The organism is Rhizobium sp. UGM030330-04 (genome assembly GCF_003208455.1).
GTDB classification, from domain to species: Bacteria; Pseudomonadota; Alphaproteobacteria; order Rhizobiales; family Rhizobiaceae; genus Agrobacterium; species Agrobacterium rhizogenes_A.
Genome location: NZ_QKML01000007.1, coordinates 83,078 through 104,483 on the forward strand (window position 1 = coordinate 83,078; position 21,406 = coordinate 104,483).

Here is a 21,406-nt window from a genome sequence, read left to right on the forward strand (position 1 = left end):
GGCGGCAACCTCACATCGGGCGGAAACGATTTGCAGCATCGATCGCCTTTTTCTGCTGCTCATCGGTGATCCCCAGATAAAAGTCCTCAAGCCCCGGATCCTTCAACCCGGCACGGCGGGACAGCACGTACCATTTGGCTGCCTCCACCGGATCGGGCCGGGTGCCGAGCGCCTGAATGTAGAGATGCGCCACCTTGTTCTGCGCCACGACGTTGCCGCGCTGGGCCGCCCCATAAAGCCAGCGGAAACCCTCATCCAGATTGCGCTCGCCGCCGAAACCGTTGACCAGCCAGATGCCGAGATCGACCTGCGCGGTATCGTAACCGGCCTTGGCGGCCCGCGTCAGCCAGTCGCGCGCCTTGGCCTTCTTTTCGGCGGGAACGTCCTTCACCGACCAGTAGATCTGCGATACCGCATATTGCGCATCGGCAATGCCCTGCTCGGCGGATTTCTCGTAAAACGGCAAAGCCATCAGCAGGCCCTTGGCACCGGGATTTTCCGACACCAGAATCTGCCCCCAGTTGAACTGGGCGGAAGCATTTCCGGCTTCCGCCGCGCGCCGCATGAAATCGTCGGCCTTGACCTTGTCACGCGTGACGAATTTGCCTTCCATCAGGATCAGCGCGAATTTGAACATGGCGACGGGATCACCGCCCTGCGCCGCCTGCTGGTACCAGAAGGCCGCGGTCTTTTCATCGCGAGCGATGCCGAGGCCACGCGACATCATTTCCGCCACCAGTGTCTGGGCGGACGCATCACCGTTCTGCGCGCGGTTCAGAGCCTTGTCGAGCGCCTGCACATATTCGCCACGCTGAAAATGCCCATAGGCTTCGTCCACCCTGCCCTTGAATTCCTTTTCAGGCGGCAGAGCCGGCAGATCCGCCCCCATGCGCTGATAGACATTCACACCCGCGGAGGGCTGCAAATCCTTCTGCTCTTCGGATTGCACCCTGCCCTGACGGGTTGGCTGAGCCTCATTTTCCAGCTGCCGGGAAAGCGCATTGCTTTCGCTCTGCGGCCCCGATTGGGCAAAAGCGACACCCGCCTGCGCGCCGAAAGCAAGCGCCAGCAGCGAAACGGAAAGGCGGAGGTGAACCGAGCGCATGATCATCGCCTGTATCAACCGTCAAACCGTGGCGCTTTTTCGTCAAGCAGGGCGTTGATTTCAGAAACGGCCTGGGCAGCGCCACCGGCATTGTCAAAAACGCCGCTGCGCATCGCCACGAACTCCACACCGGTTTCCGCAACGGCAACCACCGAGGAAACATCCGTGCCACCCATGACGATGGCCGGAATTTCGATCATCGACGCCCACCATTCGCCGAGCGCCAGGTTCTTGGGGTGCGCCTCCGGCTTGATGTCACCTTCCAGCTTTCCGAAAAAGACGTAATCAGGATTGCTCTCACCCTGCTCCAGAGCCTTGTGCCGATCATCCGCATTGCCGCCGCCGACGATCATTTTGGGCGTGAATTTTTCAACAGCCTCAGCAAGCGCCTCGGCATTGCCGGCCACATGCAGGCCGTCCGCCTTCACGCGGCCAGCGACGCGGCTGTCGCCGGCGATAAGGGCGGCCGCACCCGCTTTCTGCACGATCGGCACGATCAGTTCGGCGCGTTTCTGGAAAGCGGCGTCATCCAGCCCATATTGCGGAATGATGACCGAAGCCACATCGCCGCCCCGCAGCGCGCCTTCCAAATCTGCCGCCTGCTTTTGCACATCGTCCGATTGCGGAACGATCAGGACAAGGCGGCAACGGTCTTCAACTGTGGTCATCGGTTCGTCCATTTCAGGCAGAAGACACTTCCGGCGCGATCTGCACTCGTTTTGATATGATAAATCCGATAAACCGGACCGGCGAAAGGATCAACCATCCATCCATGCTGACCGATTTTCATTTTTTCCTCGTCGCCATTCCCGCAGTCGTGCTCGTCGGCCTCTCAAAGGGCGGGCTGGGCGGTGCGCTGGCATTGATGGGCGTGCCGCTGATGGCGCTCGCAGTCTCGCCGGTTCAGGCCGCCGCGATCTTCCTGCCGATCCTGATCGTCATGGATCTTGTGGCACTCTGGGCGTGGCGGCACCACAATCATCGGCAAACACTGCTCATCATGCTGCCGGGCGCAATTGCCGGCATTGCGCTGGGCTGGGCAACCTCCAGCCTCATCTCCGCGGACGCCATGCGTCTGGTCGTCGCCTCGGTAACGATCCTGTTCGTGCTCCGCTATTTCCACGAGAGCTTCAAAAGCCGGAAAGGACAGGAAATCCCGGCCAGACCGCAGCGACCGGTGGCCGCAACGCTCTGGTCCAGCCTGTCGGGTTACGCGAGCTTCGTGGCCCATGCGGGCGGCCCGCCCTTCCAGATCTACGTCCTGCCGCTGAAACTCGATCCCAAAACCTATACCGGCATGAGCGTGCGCTTCTTCGCCATCATGAACGCAATCAAACTCATCCCTTATTTTGCGCTGGGCGCGCTCGACGCCACCAACCTCAAGACATCGGCCAGCCTGTTGCCCGTGGCGATGCTGGCGACGCTTGCGGGCGCAAGGGTGGTGAAATATCTGAAGCCGGCCGTGTTTTATCCGCTCATGTATGCCATGGCGTTTGTCGCAGCGCTGAAACTGCTGTGGGACGGGCTGCCATTCTAGCCTTTCGCGGCCATTAAAAAGCCCCGGCTGCACTGCGGGTGCTGCCAGGGCCGAAAGAAATCCAGCCATCAGTCCTTCATCTCATCGAAGGCCGCGGCCTGGCATTGTTCAATGCCTCGTGGAGGCCCTAAGCCTCTGCAACTCATCCTTCAGGCGCAGTTTACGACGTTTAAGGTCGGCAATCGCCGTATCGTCCGAAGACGGGGAAGCAAGAATACTTTCGAGCTCCTCCTCCAGAGCGCCGTGTTTCTTTTCGAGCGATGCAATATGAGCCTGAATGGTCATGCGGCACGTCCTTCCTTTTTTAAACCTACCTCCAGCTCTCCATCGCTGGAGTTTCAGGTTTGCGACGACAATGTGACACGGATTGGTGATATTGTCGAAGGCGAAATGAAGGCGATAAGTGGGCAATTTGGTCGCAAGGGATAACTTCCCGTTACCGCGATTTGATGATAGAGGCTCGTGAAAGATGACATACGCGCCGGAGGCCATCCGGCTGGCATAAAATGGGGATGACAAGATGCCCGATCAGGACCAGGCGGACATCAGGCTCACGCTGGCGCGGCTGCGTCAGGAGCATGAGGACTACGACGCTGCGATCAATGCGATGATCCAGACCAGCTGCGATGCCTTGAGAATACAGCGCATGAAAAAGAAGAAGCTGGCCGTCAAGGACAAGATGACCCAGCTCGAAGACCAGGTCATTCCCGATATCATCGCCTGAGCCGGAGAAGCCAAGTGACAGCAGAAACACCCCCCGTCGCCATCATCATGGGCAGCCAGTCCGATTGGGAAACCATGAAGAACGCCGCCGATACGTTGGATGCGCTTGATGTGGAATACGAAGCCCGTATCATCTCCGCCCACCGCACGCCCGACAGGCTTTATGATTTCGCCAATGGCGCGAAGGACGAAGGTTTCAAGGTCATCATCGCCGGTGCCGGCGGCGCCGCCCATCTGCCGGGCATGACTGCCGCCATGACGCCGCTGCCGGTCTTCGGTGTTCCGGTACAGTCCAAGACGATGTCCGGCCAGGACAGCCTTTATTCCATCGTGCAGATGCCCGCCGGCATTCCCGTCGGCACGCTCGCCATCGGCAAGGCCGGCGCGATCAATGCCGCCCTGCTGGCGGCTGCGGTTCTGGCGCTTGGCGATGACGATCTGGCCGACCGGCTGGATGCATGGCGCGCGCGCCAGTCGGCAGCCGTCGCCGAATATCCGATGGACAGCGCCCAGTGATGACGAAGATGAATGACCTGACCATCGGCATCATCGGCGGTGGGCAGCTTGGCCGTATGTTGGCGATGGCCGCAGCCCGCCTCAACCACCGCACCATCGTGCTGGAACCGCAGGCCGATTGTCCTGCCGCGCAGGTCTGCAACAGCCAGATCGTCGCGGATTATGACAATGAACGCGCCCTTGCGGAGCTTGCCCGCCTTTGTGACGTCGTCACCTACGAGTTCGAGAACGTACCTGTCGCAGCAGCCGAGGCGCTCGCCGCTTCCGTTCCCGTCTATCCGCCGCCACAGGCGCTCAGCGCCTCGCAGGACCGGCTGACCGAAAAGCGCTTCCTTAATGGCTGTGGCATTCCCACCGCCGATTTTCGCGCCGTGGACAGCCAGGAAGAGCTGGAATCGGCCCTGGCCGACTTTGGCGGCAAGGGTGTGCTGAAAACCCGCCGCATGGGCTATGACGGCAAGGGCCAGCGCCTGTTCCGGGGCGGCGAAGACCTCGCCGGCGCCTTCGGCGCCCTGGGTGGCGTGCCGCTCATTCTCGAAAGCTTCGTCGCCTTCGAGCGGGAAATTTCAATCATCGCCGCCCGCTTCCGGGATGGCACCGTCACCTGCTACGATCCGGCCGAAAATGTCCATCGGAACGGCATTCTGCACACATCGACCGTTCCGGCCGCTCTTTCCGACGCGGCAAAGGCGGTTGCCGTTCAGTCAGCGGAAAAGCTTCTGGCAGCGCTCAATTATGTCGGCGTCATCGGCATCGAATTCTTCGTCCTGCCTGACGGCTCGCTGGTCGCCAATGAAATGGCGCCGCGTGTCCACAATACCGGCCACTGGACAGAGGCCGCCTGCGTTATCTCGCAATTCGAGCAGCATATTCGCGCCGTATCCGGCCTTGCTCCCGGCGGCACGGAGCGCCACTCCGATTGCGTCATGACCAACCTCATCGGCGATGACATCAACGATGTGCCGGCGTGGCTTTCGAAAAAAGACTGTCTCGTGCATCTCTACGGCAAGACCGAAGCGCGGCCGGGCCGCAAGATGGGCCATGTGACAGAGCTTCTTCACACAGGAAAAGCCTCAGTCTTTTAAGGCAAAGACACCGGCAAGTGTTGACAGGCAGGGCTCAAACGGGTATCTGCCTGCCAACCGAAAAGAGCGCGCCCCGTTGCGCGCTTTTGATTGTTTGAATAAGCACGGCAGAAACCGTGCAAAACTGCGGACCAGTAAAATGAAGATCAAGAATTCGCTTAAAGCGCTTAAGGCCCGTCATCGCGATAACCGCCTGGTTCGCCGCAAGGGCCGCGTCTACATCATCAACAAGCAGAACCCGCGCTTCAAGGCTCGTCAGGGCTGATTGACTGCGACTGCGGTTCGCGATCCAGGTCGCGGATCACTTTGTTGACAGAGCAAAACTTTGCATTTGATATTGGGCGCAGGCGGGTTAATCTTTAACCCATGCGCCCAAATCGTTTTTGCACGGCTATCATCCTCGCCCAGGGCTTCCTGTTTTCAAGCCTCCCGCTTCCGGGAATGGCTGCCAATGCCCATGCGGCGGACGGGCAACCGCCAGCTGTTGCGGACTCCGCGCCCTCACCCGCCAAGACGATCGACACACTTTTTGCATCGCTGAAAAAAGAACGGAATGCGGTCAAGGCGCGCAGCATCGCCAATCAGATCGCCTCCGAATGGAATGATTCCGGCAGCGCAACGGTCAATCTCCTGATGCAATGGGCCGGCGAAGCCGCAGACGAGAAACGCAATGCTGCGGCTTATGATTTTCTCGATCAGGTCATTCTGCTCGATCCGGACTATGTGCAGGCACCTTATCGCCGCGCCATGGTGCATTTTTCCGATGGCGACACCCGCAAGGCAATGGCGGACATCAATCTGACGCTGGAGAAGGAGCCACGCTATTTCCCGGCGCTCGCCAGCCTTGCCAATATCCTCGAGGCTTCCGGTCGCGACGAGCTGGCGCTGAAGGCATGGGAGCGTTATCTGGCGCTCTACCCGGCCGATAAGGATGCCCGCAAACAGGCCATCGACCTTTCCGAGAAGCTGGCAGGCACGCGCAGCTGATTTTTGCAGGGATCAAACAAAAATCGCCGCAAAAGCGGCGATTTGTCATTAGGGGATCGTCAGCCGATCATTCCATGCCAAGTGCGGCCATATAGGTCTGAAGGATGGTTTCTTCCTCGATGCGCTCATTGGCATCCTTCTTGCGCAAACGGATGATGGTGCGGATCGCCTTGGTATCGTAACCACGGCCCTTCGCCTCACCCATGACATCCTTGATATCGCCCTGGATGGCGGCCTTTTCTTCCTCGAGACGCTCGACGCGCTCGATGAACTGACGCAGTTCGGCGGCGGCAACGGTTTCTGTGGTGCTGGTTTCGTCCATCATATCATCCTTCATTGGCGGCTCATCTGAGCCTTGTTCATTCCATCCGGCTGGAAGCTCCCGCCGGTCGCCGCCAGCCGGGCGGCACAAATTCAGGCCTGTGAACTGCCCATTGCCGGGCCTCACGTCAAGTCGTTTCCGTCGATCAGGGGTTATTCACTTGGCCGGTTCTGCTCAAAGGCGGCTTTCTGGGCGTCGCTCGCTTCCGCCTGATACTTTTCCTTCCAGTCGTCATAGGGCATGCCATAGACGATTTCGCGGGATTCATCCTTGCTGAGCGGAACGCCGGCCTCCTCGGCCGCTTCCCGGTACCAGTTGGAAAGGCAGTTGCGGCAAAAGCCGGCGAGATTCATCAGGTCGATGTTCTGCACGTCGTGGCGTTCACGAAGGTGCTTCACGAGACGGCGAAATGCCGCCGCCTCGAATTCGACCTGCCGATTATCGTTCTCATTCGTCATGGCAAAACTCCAGGCTCAATAGGGGCCGGTGCGGGAGGCGAACAGCTGATATTCATGCAAGACGGGATCGTCGTTCATTGCGGCGAGAATGGGAGCGAGCCGGTCCGACCATTCAGCGATCCCTTCTTCATTCGCGATCAGATCCTGCCGAACCTCAAGAAGCGCATGCGGTATGCCTTTCATCATGCAGTGACGGTACATGGTGTCGCCCTTGAGCGCCCCGTCATAGGGTTCGTTGTCGCCAACGAGAATGTCGCCCGTGGCGCGCAGATGCGCCAGAAGCGGGTCGACAGCACGATTATCCGTGTCCCAGAGAACCGCCGCATGCCAGGGCCGCGGCGTTTCTTTCCAGAACGGCGTGTAGGAATGCAGCGACAGAACCAGCGGTGCTTCTTCCGAAGCTGCAGCAACACCGGTCAGCACGCGGTCCACGGCATCGTGGTAGGGCCGGTGAAAAATCTCGATGCGCCTTTGCCATTCCTCGTCCGAAATCGGGTGATTGCCGGGGATGATCGCCCCATCCGAAATCTTCATGATGAGGGTCGGATCGTCCTCGCCGCGATTCGGATCGATCAACAGCCGCGAAAACCGTCCAAGCACCGCCGGCACGCCGAGACGGGCGGCAAGCGACCGCGTCAACCCTTCTATGCCGATATCAAATGCGATATGGCGATGAAAAGCGGTTTGCGGAAGGCCAAGTTTGCCGTAGTGTGCCGGCAGAAGGTTCATCGCATGGTCGGCCAGAAGAACCATGCCTTTGTCATATTCGCCTTCTATGATTTCATAGGGTATGAAGTCGTTCATCGATGATTTTCTGGGGCAGGATTGAGGAGAAAAGCTTGATGGCATGGCTTGAGGCCGGGCGCAAGTTTCGGCGAAAGAACAGCCATCTACCTTACCGCACTCATGATCCCACGAACAATATAATCGATTAAAATCGCGTTGACTTTCTTGGGCGGCCACGCCAAGAAGTGTGTTCATTATAACCATGGAATCCGGATGGAAGCCGTGACTCAGTCATCTCTCGCTCTTCCTCGCCATTTTCGGCATCTTGCCCGTCTTTTTTCCGCAGCGGCATTGTTTTTGACCCCGTTCATGATCGCGGAGCCCGCGCGTGCGGATTTTCGCGTCTGCAACAGCACGCAGAATCTCGTGGGGGTCGCAATCGGCTACCGGGCACAGGAGGGCTGGGTCAGCGAAGGCTGGTGGCAGGTCCCCTCCTCGACATGCGCTACGCTGATCGAGGGTGAGCTGCAGTCGCGTTATTATTATCTTTATGCCGAGGACGCCGCCCATGGCGGCCGCTGGACCGGTGACGTCAACATGTGTGTGGCGGAAAACGAGTTCAAGATCGCCGGCGTGGATGATTGTTATGCCCGCAGCTTCCAGAGAATGGGTTTCAAGGAATATGACACGGGCAGACAGGGCAGCTGGATGGTCCAGCTTTCCGATACGCCAGGCACACAGGGAAATCAAAACTGATGAAGCGTAACCGCAAAGTCAAAATTCTTGCAACTCTCGGCCCCGCCTCTTCCGAAGAGGCGATGATCGAGAAGCTGCATCTCGCCGGCGCGGATCTTTTCCGGATCAATATGAGCCATGCGAGCCACGACGTGATGCGGACGCTCATTCAGCGCATCCGCTCGGTCGAGAGCCGCAACGGCCGCCCCATCGGCATTCTGGCCGACCTGCAGGGTCCCAAGCTGCGCGTCGGAAAATTCGCCGAAGGCAAGGTCGAGCTCGTTCCGGGCCAGACCTTCACGCTTGATAACAACGACACGCCCGGCGACAACACTCGCGTTTTCCTGCCGCATCCTGAAATTCTCGAGGCGGTAAAACCCGGCCACCGCCTGCTGATCGACGATGGCAAGCTGCATCTGCGCGCCGAAAAGAGCGACGGCAAGAGCATCGTCACCACCGTCATTTCCGGCACCCGCATTTCCGACCGCAAGGGCATCAGCCTGCCCGATACGCTGCTTGGCGTCGGCGTTTTGACCGACAAGGACCGCGTCGACCTCGACGCCGTTCTCGCCACCAACGAGGTGGACTGGGTCGCGCTTTCCTTCGTCCAGCGCCCTGAGGACCTTGCCGAAGTTCGCAAGATCGCGCGCGGCCGCGTCGGCCTGATGTCCAAGATCGAAAAGCCGCAGGCTGTCGAGCGCATCGAGGAAATCATCGAGCTTTCCGACGCGCTGATGGTCGCACGCGGCGATCTCGGCGTCGAAATGCCGCTGGAAGCCGTTCCGGGCATCCAGAAACAGCTGACCCGCGCCTGCCGCCGCGCTGGCAAGCCGGTCGTGGTCGCCACGCAGATGCTGGAATCGATGATCACTGCACCTGTGCCGACCCGCGCCGAAGTCTCCGACGTCGCCACCGCCGTCTTCGAAGGCGCTGACGCCATCATGCTCTCTGCTGAATCCGCCTCCGGCGACTACCCGGTGGAAGCGGTTTCCACCATGGCCTCCATTGCCAGCACGGTGGAGCAAGACCCCTATTATTCCAATATCATCTATGCGCAGCGCGCCCAGCCTGAACCGACAGGTGCCGACGCCATTTCGCTTGCCGCCCGCCAGATCGCCGAAACGCTGAAGCTTGCGGCAATCGTCACCTATACGTCCTCGGGCACGACCGGTCTGCGCGCCGCGCGCGAACGGCCGCAAGTTCCGATCATCGCGCTGTCGCCGATCATCCAGACCGCGCGCCGCCTGTCGGTTGTCTGGGGCCTGCACTGCGTTGTCACTGGCGATGCCAGCGACCTCGACGACATGGTGAACCGCGCTTGTCGCATCGTCGTTTCCGAAGGTTTCGGCAAGCCGGGCGACCGCATCATCATCTCGGCCGGTGTACCACTCGGCACTCCCGGCGCGACCAATATGGTGCGTATCGCCTATATCGGCTCGGACGGCCAGAGCGGCGTCTGATAAGCACCCACCTCCACGCATAAAAAACCCGCCGGCAACGGCGGGTTTTTTATTGGCCATTAGGCCTCATCGCAAAGGCAGGGATCAGTGCATCTTCACAGGTGTGCTGAAACGGCTGGACTCGATTGCCGCCGCACCGGGCTTGAAGCTTGCGGAGGTCGCCGAAGCCGACATGTCGTGGCTGAGCATACGGTTGGCGACAACACGCGGCGCCTTTACCGAGCGGCCGGTCGTACCCTTGTTCTGGTTAAGCGCCCAATCCGAGATCAGGTCCTGCGTCAGACGGCCACCGCCGACCATCGCCTGATGGGAAACCGCCGCATCCTGCTTGCTCGGTCGTCCACCCTTGGTCGGCAGACCGGCAGTGAGACCACCATTGATGGCAGGCTTCAGATCGAAGGCATCACCGAAACCTTCCTGCGGCTCCGCCTTGGCGGTTTGAGCAGGCGCAACCGTAACCTTGTGGTTGACGGCGGCCGGGAACGGCGCGGCCGTCGGCATCGCTGCGGACTGGACCTGCGAACGCGCAGCCTGACCACTCTGTTCAAGAGCCGCAACCACCGTCGGAGAAAGCGTATCCTGCTGGGCCTCGGCGAGATCGTCTTCGCCTTCCGGATCGGCATTGGCAGCCGCGAGCAGGGCTTCCGCCACGGCCGGCCGATTGGCGGGAACCGGAACGGAGGCAAGTTCACCTGTCGCCGCCGGTGTCGCACCATCGGCGGAAGCCGTCAGTATCGATCCTTCCGCATCCCCTCTCATACCACGCGGCCCGAGAAGCGTCGGCACCGGCACGGAGACCTCGGCCAGATCAGCAAATTGCTGGCGCTCGGCCGGAGCGGAAGCCGGTGTCGGCGTCGTCGCTGCCTGCAGCGCGTCCTGCGCTGCATTGCGGGCAGGAGAATAAAGTGCGGTCGCAAGGCCGGTATTGGCCGGCGGCTGGTTGCCGAAAGCGGGACGAGCCGTCGGCAGCGGCGCATCGTTCACGCCGGGAAGAGATTGCGCTGAAGCAACGGCAATTGTCGGTTCCGGCTCGGGAGCGGCCTGCTGCGGAGCGGCCGGACGGGCGACGGCCGGGCGTTCTGCCGGCGCCGGCGCTGCGATGCTATCGGGATCTTCATCCTCGTCGCCTCCGCCGCCAAACAGCGCCTGCAGCAATGTCTTGCGCTTGCCGCCACCACCGGAGGAGGCAGGACCGGCACCGGCGCTGGAAGCAACCTGAATGGAAGAGGAGCTGACGCGCTTCTTGTAATCGGCCAGAGCCTGCTCGTACCCCGGAAGCGGCTTGCCGTCGGAAGGAAGATGCAGCGTGTTGCCGTTCGGGAAGATACGCACCAGTTCCTGACGGCTCATGCGCGGCCAGGCACGAACGCCGCCAACATCCATGTGCACGAAGGGAGAACCGGAGCTGGGATAAAAGCCGACGCCACCGATCTGCATCTGCATGCCGATTTCGCGCAGGCGGGAAAGCTTCACGCCGGGTATGTAAAAATCCATCGCCTTGCCAAGCATATGCTGGCTTTTTTCCGCGACACCCTTGGTGCGCGAACGCAGCAGGCCATTGGTCTCCGGCGAACGGAAGGCGGAAACGACGTTGATATAATCAGTCGCACCGCTGCGACGATAGACTTCCCAGACGAGGTCGAAAAGGCGCGGGTCCATGCGCGTCGGCTGATTGCGGCGCCAGTCGCGCAGGAACCGGTTCAGTTCCTGCAGACCTTTCTGGTCATATTTTCCATTGCGCTTGAAGGTGATGACCGCCTTCTCGCGTGTATGGATATAATACAGTTTGAGGCTGCGTGTTTCGGCGGCGGCTTCCGTCGCCGAAATGCCTGCGAAAGGCATTGCGGCGAGCATCAGGCAGGCAAAGGTGACAGCGCGCGCCGACAGCTTCGTGCATATATCCTTGATCAAGCCGCGCGCAATCTTTGCCGAAAGCGCGTTATTCCGATGCAGATATGGCAATTCGATCCCCGCCTGGAAGACAATTTCTGTCACATTGCCTCAAATGAACGTCAAATACGGTGACACGATGGCAAAATTGCCACACACATGCAACCTTCCTCTACATAGTGAATCAGCCACTAACAAGAGGTTTATAGACGGTAAGCGGATATCCTTGCTCAGAAGTTAACGAATCTCACGATCTGCCGGGGAATACGCCATTTGCGGCGTCACGCGGCATCTCGAAGGGGATCGTCGGGATCGATGCCGTAATCCTTCAGTTTTCGATAAAGCGTCGAACGGCCGATGCCGAGCTTCCTCGCAACCTGACTCATCTGCCCGCGATAAAAACGCAGTGCGAAGCGGATAAGCTCCTCCTCGATCTCGGCCAGCTTTCGAATATTGCCCGCTTCGTCCATGCTTGAGATCAGGTTTCCGCCCCGATAGATGGTGGTGGAAACATCCGTTGGCTCTTCCACGGCGGCGTGGCTTTCGGCAGGCGGTGGCGGCGGTGAATAGGCGGCCAGCTTCAGCGACGACCCGGACGGAGAGCGGATGGAATCACCCGCATCGTCCATCGCCGCAAATTCCGGCAGCTGCAACGCGATCTGCGGAAAATCGGTATCCGCCAGTTCCTCGCCCTGCGACAGGACAACGGCACGGAAGACCGCGTTTTCAAGCTGACGAATATTGCCCGGCCAGTCATAGGCCGTCAGAAGCGCCAGCGCGCTGGCATCAAGACCGACCGGATTGGGCAGTTTCTGCTCGGCGGAAAAACGCTCGGCAAAAACCCTTGCCAGATGCGGAATATCTTCCTTGCGGCGACGCAGCGCCGGAATGGTGATCGGGAAAACGTTGAGGCGGTAATAAAGGTCTTCGCGGAAGCGCCCTTCCTTCACCTCTTCGATCAGGTTCTTGTTGGTGGCGGAGATCAGCCGGACATTGACCTTCTGCACCCGTGCCGAGCCGACGGTTTCGATTTCACCCTGCTGAACCGCGCGCAGCAGCTTGACCTGCACGTCCAGCGGCAGATCGCCGATTTCGTCGAGGAACAGCGTACCGCCATCCGCTTCCATGAACTTGCCGATGTGTTTTTCCGTAGCTCCCGTAAACGCGCCCTTTTCATGGCCGAAGAGGATGCTCTCCACCAGATTATGCGGGATGGCGCCGCAATTGACGGTGATGAACGGCTTGTTCGCCCTGTCGCCGGCGGACTGGATAGCCCGGGCGACCATTTCCTTGCCAACACCGGACTCGCCTTCCAGCACCACGGGAATGCTGGACTGGGCGGCGCGCTGCGCCAGTTCTATGACCCTCAGCATTGCGGGGCTTGCGGACACGATATCGGTAAAATTCACTGCATTGCTCCGTCCACGTCTGCCCGTGCGGGCCTTTGCCTCTCTCCTGTCGAGTTTGAGGGCATTGGAAATGGCGGCGCCTATCCTTTCCGGCGAAACCGGCTTGACGACGAAATCGAAAGCGCCGGCGCGCATGGCCTGCACGACGGTATCGATGCCGCCCTGCCCGGTCTGGACGATGACGGGAACATCCGTGCCAAGTTCGCCGACGGCCTTCAAAAAGGTAAGGCCATCCATCTCCGGCATCATGAGGTCGAGGACGATGACATTGATCTCGCCGCTATATTGCTTGAGCAATTCCAGCCCCGCCTTGCCGTTTTCGGCAAGCAAGGCCAGATGCCCATAACGTTCCACCGCATTTTTGAGCAGGCGGCGCTGGACGGGATCGTCGTCTATCACGAGAACATGCGCGGTCATTTTTGGCTCCGGTTTCCGGTTTATGGACCTGCGTCATGCGGTCCCTTGTACCGCACTCTGGCACGGGAGACTTGAACATCCAGTTTTGAGATTTGCTTGCATTTTATCCATTGCTACGGGAAACAAAGGCCCCATATGCTTCGCAAGCATAATCAGAAGGACACGTTCGATGACCCTCAATCGCCTCACCCCGCAGCCCCTGTTCTCCCTTGCCGAAACCTCCGGCCCCGCGCTCGGCGATCTGCCGGGCTGGAAGCTCTCGGATCTCTATCCATCGGGCGATTCACCGGAATACAAAGGTGATCTTGAGAAGGCGGCGGCCATGGCTGCGGCTTTCGAAAACAAGTGGAAGGGCAAGCTTGAGGCTGCGGCAAAGGCCACGGGCGAAAAAGGCATTGGCGCGGCGCTGAAGGAATATGAGGCACTGGACGATCTTATCGGTCGTATCGGTTCCTTTGCCGGATTGACCTATTTTTCCGATACATCGAACCCGGCGAACGGCAAGCTCTACGGAGATGCACAGGCGAAGCTGACGGATATTTCCGCGCATCTCCTGTTCTTCACGCTTGAACTCAACCGCATCGATGATGTGACGATGGAGGCCTGCATGGAAAACGACGCGGCCGCGGGGCATTACCGGCCGTGGCTGGTGGATTTGCGCAAGGACAAGCCGCATCAGCTGGACGACCAGCTGGAGCAGCTGTTCCTCGAAAAATCGATGACCAGTGCTGCCGCCTTCAACCGCCTGTTCGATGAAACGATGGCCGATCTGCGTTTCAACATCGACGGCGCGAGCCTTCCGCTGGAAGTGACGCTCAACATGTTGCAGGAGCCGGAGCCAGAGACCCGAAAAAAAGCGGCGGAAGCGCTGGGCGCCACCTTCAAGGATAATCTACGGGTCTTCACCCTCATCACCAACACGCTTGCCAAGGACAAGGATATTTCCGACCGCTGGCGCAAGTTCGAGGATATTGCCGACAGCCGCCATCTGGCCAACCGCGTCGAGCGCGAGGTGGTCGATGCATTGGCCGCCGCCGTAAAGAAGGCCTATCCGCGTCTTTCCCACCGTTATTACGCCATGAAGGCCAGATGGCTCGGCATGGAGCAGATGAATTACTGGGACCGCAACGCGCCGCTTCCCGACACGACGAACACGATCATTCCATGGGATGAGGCCAGGGACACGGTGCTTTCCGCCTATGGCAATTTCGCCCCCGAAATGGCCGATATCGCCCGCCGTTTCTTCGATGAGGAATGGATCGACGCCCCCGCCCGTCCCGGCAAGGCGCCGGGCGCATTCGCCCATCCCACCGTGCCTTCGGCTCATCCCTACGTGCTCGTCAACTATCTCGGCAAACCGCGCGACGTCATGACGCTTGCCCATGAGCTTGGTCACGGCGTGCATCAGGTGCTGGCCGGCCAGCAGGGCGCATTGATGTGCGCCACGCCGCTGACACTTGCCGAAACCGCCTCGGTCTTCGGTGAAATGCTGACCTTCCGCAAGCTGCTCGACGACACCAAGGACGTCAGGGAGCGCAAGGCCATGCTCGCCCGCAAGGTCGAGGACATGATCAATACCGTCGTGCGCCAGATCGCTTTTTACGAATTCGAGCGCAAGCTGCACACCGCCCGCAAGCAGGGGGAACTGACCTCCGAGCAGATCGGCGAATTGTGGCTTTCCGTGCAGGCCGAAAGCCTCGGCCCGGCGATCCGCATTTCCGAAGGCTACGAAACATGGTGGACATACATCCCCCATTTCATCCATTCGCCCTTCTACGTTTATGCCTATGCCTTCGGCGATTGCCTGGTGAACTCGCTTTACGCCGTTTACCAAAAGGCCGAGACGGGCTTTCAGGAGAAGTACTTCGAACTTCTGAAGGCCGGCGGCACCAAGCATCATTCGGAGCTTCTGAAACCCTTCGGCCTCGATGCCACCGACCCCTCCTTCTGGGACAAGGGGCTTTCGATGATCGAAGGACTGATCGACGAGCTTGAAGCGCTGGATAATAAACAGGCTTAACCTCGCCAGCCGGCAAGGCTATCCTATTTCGGACAAGCTTTGCCGGTTGATGATGCCGGCGCAGAAACCGACCATGATGACAGGCGACGAGCACAGGCAATGAAACGCAAACCCGCCGATCTGACCTTGAGAGAAACCCTGCGCTGGGAGCCGCAAACGGGCTTTCAGCGCATCGACCAGCACATTCGCCGATTGCTGCGGTCGGCCGACGCGCTCGGTTTCCGCGCCCCGGCCAATGCGGTTCAGGCGCTGGAAAAGAAGGTGGGCGGCGAAAAACCGCTCTGCGTGAAGCTGGTGATGAACTACAAGGGCGAACTCGATATCGAAACGGCCGAGTTCCGGCCCCTGCAGGAAGACACCGTCTGGCGCGTCCGCATTGCGAAACAAACCACGCTCGATTCCGCCGACACTTTCTATCGCCACAAATCCTCCCGCCGCGAGCCCTATGAGGCCGCCCGCGCCGAGTTTTCAGCTGAAGACGCGGATGAGGTTCTCCTGCTCAACGAACGCGGCGAATTGTGCGAGGGATCATCGACCAGCATTTTTGTCGAAATGCCGGACGGGCAGTTGCTGACGCCACCGCTCGACAGCGGCATTCTGCCAGGAGTGCTGCGCGCCGACCTGATCCGTGAACGCAAGGCCCGCGGACAGGCACTGAAACCTGGGGACATCGCCGGGCGGCGGCTGTTCGTCGGCAATTCGCTGCATGGGCTGATTGCGGCGGAGCTGATTTAAACCGTTACGGCCAGAAGCCGGTCACGGCCTTTTTCCTTGGCCGCATAAAGGGCCTGATCGGCCCGCATGAAAACATCGTCGGCGCTTTCCGCCAGCCGATAGGCCGTCATGCCAGCCGAGCAGCTGTAGGAGAAATCCGGAAATTCGGCGAGGGGGCGGGAAAGGCGGACTTTCTGCAGCAACCGCTCAACGATTTCCCGGCCTTCGGCCACCGTGCTGCGCGGCAGGACGAGCATAAATTCCTCACCGCCGATCCTGCCGAAACAATCCACCCGCCGAATGACGGAATGGGCAATGCCGACGAAATCGCGTAGCACCGCGTCGCCGCATTTGTGCCCGAAGCGATCGTTGATCTGCTTGAAAAAATCGATATCGAGCGTGCAGAGGCAAAAAGGTGCTTCAAGCCCCTTTCCGACCCGTTCCACCTGCAGCGCCAGCTTGGCGAAGACGAAGCGGCGGTTTGCCGTTCCCGTCAATTCGTCGGTCTGCGAGGCGCGCACCGCCAGATCCCTGTCCTGCCGCAGGGTGCGGTAGCCCTGACGCAACTCGGTTACGTCACTTGCGACGCACAGCATCCAGCCATCCTGCTGCACCGTCTCCGTCATCCAGAACCAGCGGCCGTCATACATGTCCATCTCGAAGGCGCGATAGGGCAGCTTGCCGCGCCGGGACTGGGCCGACAGGAGCCAGCCCTCGAAATCCCTGTTCCTGACGACAACACCCGTTTGCAGGCGGTGGTTCAGCCGCATGATATCCGCCCAAGTCGGAAACTCCTGCGGGGCAAGCTGGAAGCTCTCCCGAAACGATGGGTTGGCATGCCGCAACCGGTCTTCGGAATCATAAAGGGCGATCAAAACAGGGGTAGCACTCTGAAGCGCTGCGACACGCTCGATAAGACTGTTCACAACAGGCAACTCTCCTGTAATGGCGAAAAATACCCTGTCGTTATCCGGCCAAGCCCCCCAGCCTTGGACACATACACGAAAAGAAGAGTCCAATTATAAACGCACTATCTAAAATGCGAAGAGCCGGAAGGGGCGAAAACGATGCTTGCTTCGGTCCGGCGACCGCCACCGTCATATGTCCGTCATCCAGCTGCCCTTTATTGTCGCTCGCTTTTATGATCTAGCTTACTTATTGGCTGAAAAAGGAAAATTGACGAATGACGGACGCAAACCACCCGATTTACGGCGATATTGACGGCCCCATCATCATGATCGGCTTCGGCTCCATCGGGCGCGGCACTCTTCCGTTGATCGAACGTCATTTCAACTTCGACAGGACCCGCCTCGTCGTCATCGATCCGCGCGAGGACATCGCGGCGTTTCTGGCCGAAAGGAACATTCGCCATATCCGCACGCATCTGACCAAAGAAAATTACAAGGAAGTCCTCAAGCCGCTTCTCAAGGGTGTTCAGGGGCAGGGCTTCTGCGTCAATCTCTCGGTTGATGCCGCGTCCGTCGATCTCATGCGGATCTGCCGCAAGCATGGCATGCTTTATATCGACACCGTGGTCGAGCCATGGCCCGGTTTCTATTTCGATGCAAAGGCCGACAATGCATCCAGAACCAATTATTCACTGCGCGAGACCATGCTGAAGGAAAAGGCGCGCAGGCCGGGCGGCACGACAGCGGTTTCCACCTGCGGCGCCAATCCGGGCATGGTATCCTGGTTCGTGAAACAGGCGCTGGTCAATCTCGCCGGTGATCTCGGCGTTGAGATCGAGGAGCCGCAACCCCACGACCGGGAAGCTTGGGCGAAGCTCATGAAACAGCTTGGCGTCAAGGGCGTGCATGTGGCCGAGCGCGACACACAGAGGGCGAAGGAACCGAAGCCTTTTGGCGCGTTCTGGAACACCTGGTCCGTCGAGGGATTCATTGCCGAAGGTTTTCAGCCCGCCGAACTGGGCTGGGGCACACATGAAAACTGGATGCCGAAAAACGCGAAAAAGCAGAAGAAGGGAAACAAGGCGGCGATCTATCTCGATCAGCCCGGCGCCAACACCCGCGTGCGGACCTGGTGTCCGGGACAGGGGCCGCAATATGGATTCCTGGTCACCCATAACGAGGCGATTTCGATTTCCGATTATTTCACCGTCCGCAACGACGATGGCGATGTGACCTACCGCCCCACCTGTCATTATGCCTATCACCCCTGCAACGACGCCATTCTTTCCCTGCATGAACTTTTCGGCAATGGCGGCACCCCGCAGCCTGTCCAGCATGTGCTTGGCGAAGAAGAGCTTGTTGACGGCGCCGACGAGCTGGGCGTTCTGCTTTATGGCCACGACAGAAACGCCTATTGGTATGGCTCGCGGCTGAGCCTGCAGGAAGCGCGTTCGCTGGCCCCCAGTCAGAATGCGACCGGATTGCAGGTCAGTTCGGCCGTGTTGGCCGGAATGGTCTGGGCGATCGAAAATCCGCAGGCCGGCATCGTTGAAGCCGACGAGATGGATTACCGCCGCTGCCTCGAAGTCCAGCGCCCCTATCTCGGCCCGGTCGAGGGGCATTACACCGACTGGACGCCGCTCGACGGCCGCCCCGGCCTGTTTCCCGACAATATCGATACGTCCGATCCCTGGCAGTTCCGCAACATATTGGTGCGCTGAGGGATCGGAGTCTCATATTTGTCACGCCGACGCTTTCCTGCACGGCGTCAGGAACCGGGGAGAGCGAACAACGTTGCCTTGAAATAAGGAACGCTTCACGGCATGGTCGAAACACAGAAGATTTCATCGAATCGCAGGAGAACAGGCTCATGAACTTCAAGACAAGCGCTGCTTTGCTTTGTGCCGCCGTGGCGGTGTCTTCATGCGTCGCACCGGGTCCCTCGCAGCAGACCTCGATGGCGCCTTCGCTTTCCCGCGGCCCGGCCGTTGATGGCCGCTGGATCGACCGCAACGGCATCGTGTCGACCTTCCAGAACGGCTCCTTCTCCACCCGTTCGACGGACACCAACACGCTCCTGGCCTCCGGCACCTATGTCACAATTTCGCCGACGCTCTACGAAATCAACATGACATCACTCGTGCGCAATACGCAGTCGCGCGTCAACTGCGCCCTCGTGTCCCCGTCACAATTGAACTGCACGACGGACACGAACAGCCAGTTCTCGCTGACACGCCAGGGCTGATAAGCCCGTCTTTTCAATGGAATGATCTTCTGAAACGCACGCCTCAGGCGTGCGTTTTTCTATGTTGCGGACCTGTCATAATTTCGCTTGCGGCGATAGCCGCTAAATGGAAACATCGCGCTTTGAAAGACTGACATACTTTCGGACTAGAGATTGAGTGGGAACTGCGGGCTGACGATGATCAACAGGCCCGGATTGTGATCTGGACAGGAGAGAGGGACGATGAAAAGAATTTTGGGACTGGGCATGCTGAGCGTTTCCGCAATAACGCTTTCAGCCGGAGTCGCTCTGGCCGACTACAAACTTAACATTCTTCACATCAACGACCTGCACTCACGCATCGAGACGATCAACAAATTCGATTCGACCTGCTCTGCCGCCGAAACGGAAAAGAACGAATGCTTCGGCGGCATCGCCCGCGTGAAGAGCGCGATCGACGCGCGCCGCGGCGAACTGGGCAGCGATGCCAACCTCCTCGTTCTCGATGCCGGCGACCAGTTCCAGGGTTCCCTGTTCTACACGCAGTACAAGAGCGGGCCGGTGGCGGAGTTCATGAACGGTATCGGCTTCGATGCCATGGCGATCGGCAACCATGAATTCGATGACGGCCCGGAAGAACTGCTGAAATTCATCGACGCACTGAAGTTCCCGATCATTTCCGGAAACACCAAGGCGGCGGCCGATTCCATTCTGGCGGATAAGTACAAGGGTTATGTTATCAAGGATCTGGGTGGCGAGAAGGTCGCCGTGGTTTCCGTGCTTGCGACCGACACCAACGAAACCTCGTCGCCGGGCGACAAGATCAGCTTCGAAGACGAGGTCACCTATCTGAAAGGTGCCGTGAAAGAAATTCAGGATCAGGGCGTCAACAAGATCGTGCTGCTTTCGCATGTCGGTTATGTCAGGGATCAGGAAATAGCGCAGGCGGTGGACGGTATCGACGTCATCGTGGGTGGCCATAGCCACACCCTGCTTTCCAGCACCGACCCCAAGGCTGCCGGCCCCTATCCCACACTCGTCAAGAACCCGTCGGGGATCGATGTCCCGATCGTGACGGCCTATGCCTATTCGAAATATCTCGGCGATATCACCGTAACCTTCGATGACAATGGCGTCGTCAAATCCGCCGAAGGCGCACCGAAGCTTCTCGATGCCTCCGTCACGCCGGACGAGGGCTTCACCAAGCGCGTGACGGAACTTGCCGGCCCGCTCGAGGAAATGAAGAAGAAGGAAATCGGCTCTTCGGAAACCGTCATCGACGGATCGCGGGAAGTATGCCGCGCCAAGGAATGCACGATGGGCAACCTCGTTTCCGACGCGCTGCTGGATCGCGTCAAGGATCAGGGCATCACCATCGCCATCCAGAATGGCGGCGGTCTGCGCGCCTCCATCGATGCCGGCACGGTGACGATGGGCGAAGTCCTGACGGTTCTGCCGTTCCAGAACTCCATCGCCACGTTCCAGCTGAAAGGTTCGGATGTGGTGGCCGCCCTTGAAAACGGCGCGGGCCAGATCGAGGAAGGGGCAGGACGTTTTGCCCAGGTCGCCGGTCTCAAATATTCGTTCGACCGTTCCAAGCCGGCCGGCAGCCGTGTCGTTTCCGTCGAAGTCAAGGAGGGTGACGGCTTCGTGCCGCTCGATCCCGACAAGACCTACGGCGTCGTCTCCAACAACTACATGCGCTCGGGCGGTGATGGCTACAAGGTCTTCGCAACCAAGGCGGTCAATCCCTATGATTTCGGCCCCAGCCTCGAAGATGCGGTTGCAGCCTATATCAGCGCCAACAGCCCCTATAAGCCCAATATCGATGGACGCATTACCGACGTAACCCCTGCGGATTACGTCGCGCCAGCAAAACAGCCCGCACCGGCAGCACCCGCCCCGGCTGCGACAGCGCCAGCCCCGGCCACCACTGCGGCTCCGGCACCGGCTGCGACCGCACCGGCAACAACTGCGCCTGCTGCGGCAGCCGCAGCCGCCAGCAAATATATCGTCGAGAAGGGCGACTCGCTGTGGAAGATCGCGGCGGAAAAATATGGTGACGGCGCTCTCTGGACCCGGATCGCCAAAGCCAACACGCTGAAGCACCCGAACCATATCGAGATCGGCAAGGAGCTGGAGCTTCCGGCCCAATAAGGTTTAACGAGAC

General features: G+C 59.6%; 22 protein-coding genes. 13 read left to right on the forward strand and 9 right to left on the reverse strand.

Going from position 1 to position 21,406, the window contains the following annotated elements; translation table 11 throughout:
• Positions 1-10 precede the first annotated feature (10 nt).
• Together N434_RS12440 and N434_RS12445 are read right to left on the reverse strand one after the other, a co-directional pair.
• Entirely contained in the window at positions 11-1,111 is a 1,101-nt protein-coding gene (locus N434_RS12440; RefSeq protein WP_065117379.1) for a tetratricopeptide repeat protein, read from the reverse strand.
• An 8-nt stretch (positions 1,112-1,119) separates the two neighbouring features.
• Positions 1,120-1,773: a thiamine phosphate synthase gene (locus N434_RS12445; RefSeq protein ID WP_110758094.1), complete on the reverse strand. Its 654-nt coding sequence runs from the start codon at positions 1,771-1,773 to the stop codon at positions 1,120-1,122.
• A 104-nt stretch (positions 1,774-1,877) separates the two neighbouring features.
• Here N434_RS12445 and N434_RS12450 point away from each other — a divergent pair, with 104 nt between their 5' ends.
• The gene (locus N434_RS12450; protein ID WP_110758096.1) at positions 1,878-2,642 is read left to right on the forward strand and encodes a sulfite exporter TauE/SafE family protein; all 765 of its coding nucleotides are present in this window, start codon (positions 1,878-1,880) and stop codon (positions 2,640-2,642) included.
• Positions 2,643-2,750: 108 nt separating this feature from the next.
• Here the strand turns inward: N434_RS12450 and N434_RS12455 are convergent, their stop codons facing one another.
• Positions 2,751-2,927, reverse strand: coding sequence for a YdcH family protein (locus tag N434_RS12455; protein ID WP_065117378.1), 177 nt, complete (start codon positions 2,925-2,927; stop codon positions 2,751-2,753).
• A gap of 235 nt (positions 2,928-3,162) precedes the next feature.
• Here N434_RS12455 and N434_RS12460 point away from each other — a divergent pair, with 235 nt between their 5' ends.
• The 5 genes from N434_RS12460 to N434_RS12480 all read left to right on the forward strand — a co-directional run bounded on the left by N434_RS12460 (position 3,163) and on the right by N434_RS12480 (position 5,953).
• Positions 3,163-3,366, forward strand: a complete 204-nt coding sequence (locus tag N434_RS12460) for a YdcH family protein (RefSeq protein WP_003497661.1) — start codon at positions 3,163-3,165, stop codon at positions 3,364-3,366.
• A gap of 47 nt (positions 3,367-3,413) precedes the next feature.
• Complete coding sequence (purE, locus tag N434_RS12465; protein ID WP_046800035.1) at positions 3,414-3,881, forward strand: 5-(carboxyamino)imidazole ribonucleotide mutase; 468 nt, start codon at positions 3,414-3,416, stop codon at positions 3,879-3,881.
• A complete protein-coding gene (locus tag N434_RS12470; RefSeq protein ID WP_110758098.1) occupies positions 3,881-4,966 on the forward strand; it encodes a 5-(carboxyamino)imidazole ribonucleotide synthase in 1,086 nt (361 codons plus the stop codon). The genes purE and N434_RS12470 overlap by 1 nt, the downstream gene beginning before the upstream one ends.
• A 139-nt stretch (positions 4,967-5,105) precedes the next feature.
• On the forward strand, positions 5,106-5,231 hold the full coding sequence (ykgO, locus tag N434_RS12475) for a type B 50S ribosomal protein L36 (protein WP_003497670.1): 126 nt from the start codon (positions 5,106-5,108) through the stop codon (positions 5,229-5,231).
• 101 nt (positions 5,232-5,332) lie between these two features.
• Positions 5,333-5,953, forward strand: coding sequence for a tetratricopeptide repeat protein (locus tag N434_RS12480; RefSeq protein WP_110758099.1), 621 nt, complete (start codon positions 5,333-5,335; stop codon positions 5,951-5,953).
• A 67-nt stretch (positions 5,954-6,020) separates the two neighbouring features.
• Here the strand turns inward: N434_RS12480 and N434_RS12485 are convergent, their stop codons facing one another.
• From N434_RS12485 to N434_RS12495, 3 genes are all read right to left on the reverse strand, one after another.
• Complete coding sequence (locus tag N434_RS12485; protein WP_006314683.1) at positions 6,021-6,278, reverse strand: DUF2312 domain-containing protein; 258 nt, start codon at positions 6,276-6,278, stop codon at positions 6,021-6,023.
• Between the two features lie 149 nt (positions 6,279-6,427).
• Entirely contained in the window at positions 6,428-6,733 is a 306-nt protein-coding gene (locus N434_RS12490) for a DUF1244 domain-containing protein (RefSeq protein WP_065117375.1), read from the reverse strand.
• Positions 6,734-6,748: 15 nt separating this feature from the next.
• The gene (locus N434_RS12495) at positions 6,749-7,537 is read right to left on the reverse strand and encodes an N-formylglutamate amidohydrolase (protein ID WP_110758101.1); all 789 of its coding nucleotides are present in this window, start codon (positions 7,535-7,537) and stop codon (positions 6,749-6,751) included.
• A 291-nt stretch (positions 7,538-7,828) separates the two neighbouring features.
• On the opposite strand from N434_RS12495, the gene N434_RS12500 reads away from it, so the two are divergent.
• Complete coding sequence (locus N434_RS12500) at positions 7,829-8,215, forward strand: DUF1036 domain-containing protein (RefSeq protein ID WP_371741149.1); 387 nt, start codon at positions 7,829-7,831, stop codon at positions 8,213-8,215.
• A complete protein-coding gene (gene pyk, locus N434_RS12505; protein ID WP_065117372.1) occupies positions 8,215-9,654 on the forward strand; it encodes a pyruvate kinase in 1,440 nt (479 codons plus the stop codon). The genes N434_RS12500 and pyk overlap by 1 nt, the downstream gene beginning before the upstream one ends.
• 84 nt (positions 9,655-9,738) lie before the next feature.
• Here pyk and N434_RS12510 read toward each other — a convergent pair whose 3' ends face one another.
• Together N434_RS12510 and N434_RS12515 are read right to left on the reverse strand one after the other, a co-directional pair.
• Positions 9,739-11,649 carry a peptidoglycan L,D-endopeptidase MepK gene (locus N434_RS12510; protein WP_065117371.1) on the reverse strand — a complete coding sequence of 637 codons (1,911 nt, stop codon included), beginning with the start codon at positions 11,647-11,649 and terminating at the stop codon, positions 9,739-9,741.
• 176 nt (positions 11,650-11,825) lie between these two features.
• Positions 11,826-13,370, reverse strand: a complete 1,545-nt coding sequence (locus tag N434_RS12515; RefSeq protein ID WP_065117370.1) for a sigma-54-dependent transcriptional regulator — start codon at positions 13,368-13,370, stop codon at positions 11,826-11,828.
• A 169-nt stretch (positions 13,371-13,539) separates the two neighbouring features.
• Between N434_RS12515 and N434_RS12520 the strand changes: the two genes are divergently transcribed.
• Complete coding sequence (locus N434_RS12520; RefSeq protein ID WP_110758104.1) at positions 13,540-15,390, forward strand: M3 family oligoendopeptidase; 1,851 nt, start codon at positions 13,540-13,542, stop codon at positions 15,388-15,390.
• Positions 15,391-15,489: 99 nt separating this feature from the next.
• Positions 15,490-16,125, forward strand: a complete 636-nt coding sequence (locus N434_RS12525) for an aminotransferase class IV family protein (RefSeq protein WP_065117368.1) — start codon at positions 15,490-15,492, stop codon at positions 16,123-16,125.
• Here the strand turns inward: N434_RS12525 and N434_RS12530 are convergent.
• Positions 16,122-17,030, reverse strand: coding sequence for a sensor domain-containing diguanylate cyclase (locus tag N434_RS12530; RefSeq protein ID WP_110758106.1), 909 nt, complete (start codon positions 17,028-17,030; stop codon positions 16,122-16,124). The two genes, N434_RS12525 and N434_RS12530, sit on opposite strands and share 4 nt — an antisense overlap.
• A 257-nt stretch (positions 17,031-17,287) precedes the next feature.
• On the opposite strand from N434_RS12530, the gene N434_RS12535 reads away from it, so the two are divergent.
• From N434_RS12535 to N434_RS12545, 3 genes are all read left to right on the forward strand, one after another.
• On the forward strand, positions 17,288-18,733 hold the full coding sequence (locus tag N434_RS12535) for a homospermidine synthase (RefSeq protein ID WP_110758108.1): 1,446 nt from the start codon (positions 17,288-17,290) through the stop codon (positions 18,731-18,733).
• Between the two features lie 149 nt (positions 18,734-18,882).
• Entirely contained in the window at positions 18,883-19,257 is a 375-nt protein-coding gene (omp10, locus tag N434_RS12540) for an outer membrane lipoprotein Omp10 (protein ID WP_065117365.1), read from the forward strand.
• A gap of 222 nt (positions 19,258-19,479) precedes the next feature.
• Positions 19,480-21,393, forward strand: coding sequence for a 5'-nucleotidase C-terminal domain-containing protein (locus N434_RS12545; RefSeq protein WP_110758110.1), 1,914 nt, complete (start codon positions 19,480-19,482; stop codon positions 21,391-21,393).
• Positions 21,394-21,406: the final 13 nt, after the last annotated feature.

What these genes read in the sequence shown, in the direction of transcription:
- N434_RS12440 (WP_065117379.1), bottom strand. Translation starts at nt 1,111, where the DNA reads ATGATCATGCGCTCGGTTCACCTCCGCCTTTCCGTTTCGCTGCTGGCG.
- N434_RS12445 (WP_110758094.1), bottom strand. Translation starts at nt 1,773, where the DNA reads ATGACCACAGTTGAAGACCGTTGCCGCCTTGTCCTGATCGTTCCGCAA.
- N434_RS12450 (WP_110758096.1), top strand. Translation starts at nt 1,878, where the DNA reads ATGCTGACCGATTTTCATTTTTTCCTCGTCGCCATTCCCGCAGTCGTG.
- N434_RS12455 (WP_065117378.1), bottom strand. Translation starts at nt 2,927, where the DNA reads ATGACCATTCAGGCTCATATTGCATCGCTCGAAAAGAAACACGGCGCT.
- N434_RS12460 (WP_003497661.1), top strand. Translation starts at nt 3,163, where the DNA reads ATGCCCGATCAGGACCAGGCGGACATCAGGCTCACGCTGGCGCGGCTG.
- purE (WP_046800035.1), top strand. Translation starts at nt 3,414, where the DNA reads ATGGGCAGCCAGTCCGATTGGGAAACCATGAAGAACGCCGCCGATACG.
- N434_RS12470 (WP_110758098.1), top strand. Translation starts at nt 3,881, where the DNA reads ATGACGAAGATGAATGACCTGACCATCGGCATCATCGGCGGTGGGCAG.
- ykgO (WP_003497670.1), top strand. Translation starts at nt 5,106, where the DNA reads ATGAAGATCAAGAATTCGCTTAAAGCGCTTAAGGCCCGTCATCGCGAT.
- N434_RS12480 (WP_110758099.1), top strand. Translation starts at nt 5,333, where the DNA reads ATGCGCCCAAATCGTTTTTGCACGGCTATCATCCTCGCCCAGGGCTTC.
- N434_RS12485 (WP_006314683.1), bottom strand. Translation starts at nt 6,278, where the DNA reads ATGATGGACGAAACCAGCACCACAGAAACCGTTGCCGCCGCCGAACTG.
- N434_RS12490 (WP_065117375.1), bottom strand. Translation starts at nt 6,733, where the DNA reads ATGACGAATGAGAACGATAATCGGCAGGTCGAATTCGAGGCGGCGGCA.
- N434_RS12495 (WP_110758101.1), bottom strand. Translation starts at nt 7,537, where the DNA reads ATGAACGACTTCATACCCTATGAAATCATAGAAGGCGAATATGACAAA.
- N434_RS12500 (WP_371741149.1), top strand. Translation starts at nt 7,829, where the DNA reads ATGATCGCGGAGCCCGCGCGTGCGGATTTTCGCGTCTGCAACAGCACG.
- pyk (WP_065117372.1), top strand. Translation starts at nt 8,215, where the DNA reads ATGAAGCGTAACCGCAAAGTCAAAATTCTTGCAACTCTCGGCCCCGCC.
- N434_RS12515 (WP_065117370.1), bottom strand. Translation starts at nt 13,370, where the DNA reads ATGACCGCGCATGTTCTCGTGATAGACGACGATCCCGTCCAGCGCCGC.
- N434_RS12520 (WP_110758104.1), top strand. Translation starts at nt 13,540, where the DNA reads ATGACCCTCAATCGCCTCACCCCGCAGCCCCTGTTCTCCCTTGCCGAA.
- N434_RS12525 (WP_065117368.1), top strand. Translation starts at nt 15,490, where the DNA reads ATGAAACGCAAACCCGCCGATCTGACCTTGAGAGAAACCCTGCGCTGG.
- N434_RS12535 (WP_110758108.1), top strand. Translation starts at nt 17,288, where the DNA reads ATGACGGACGCAAACCACCCGATTTACGGCGATATTGACGGCCCCATC.
- omp10 (WP_065117365.1), top strand. Translation starts at nt 18,883, where the DNA reads ATGAACTTCAAGACAAGCGCTGCTTTGCTTTGTGCCGCCGTGGCGGTG.
- N434_RS12545 (WP_110758110.1), top strand. Translation starts at nt 19,480, where the DNA reads ATGAAAAGAATTTTGGGACTGGGCATGCTGAGCGTTTCCGCAATAACG.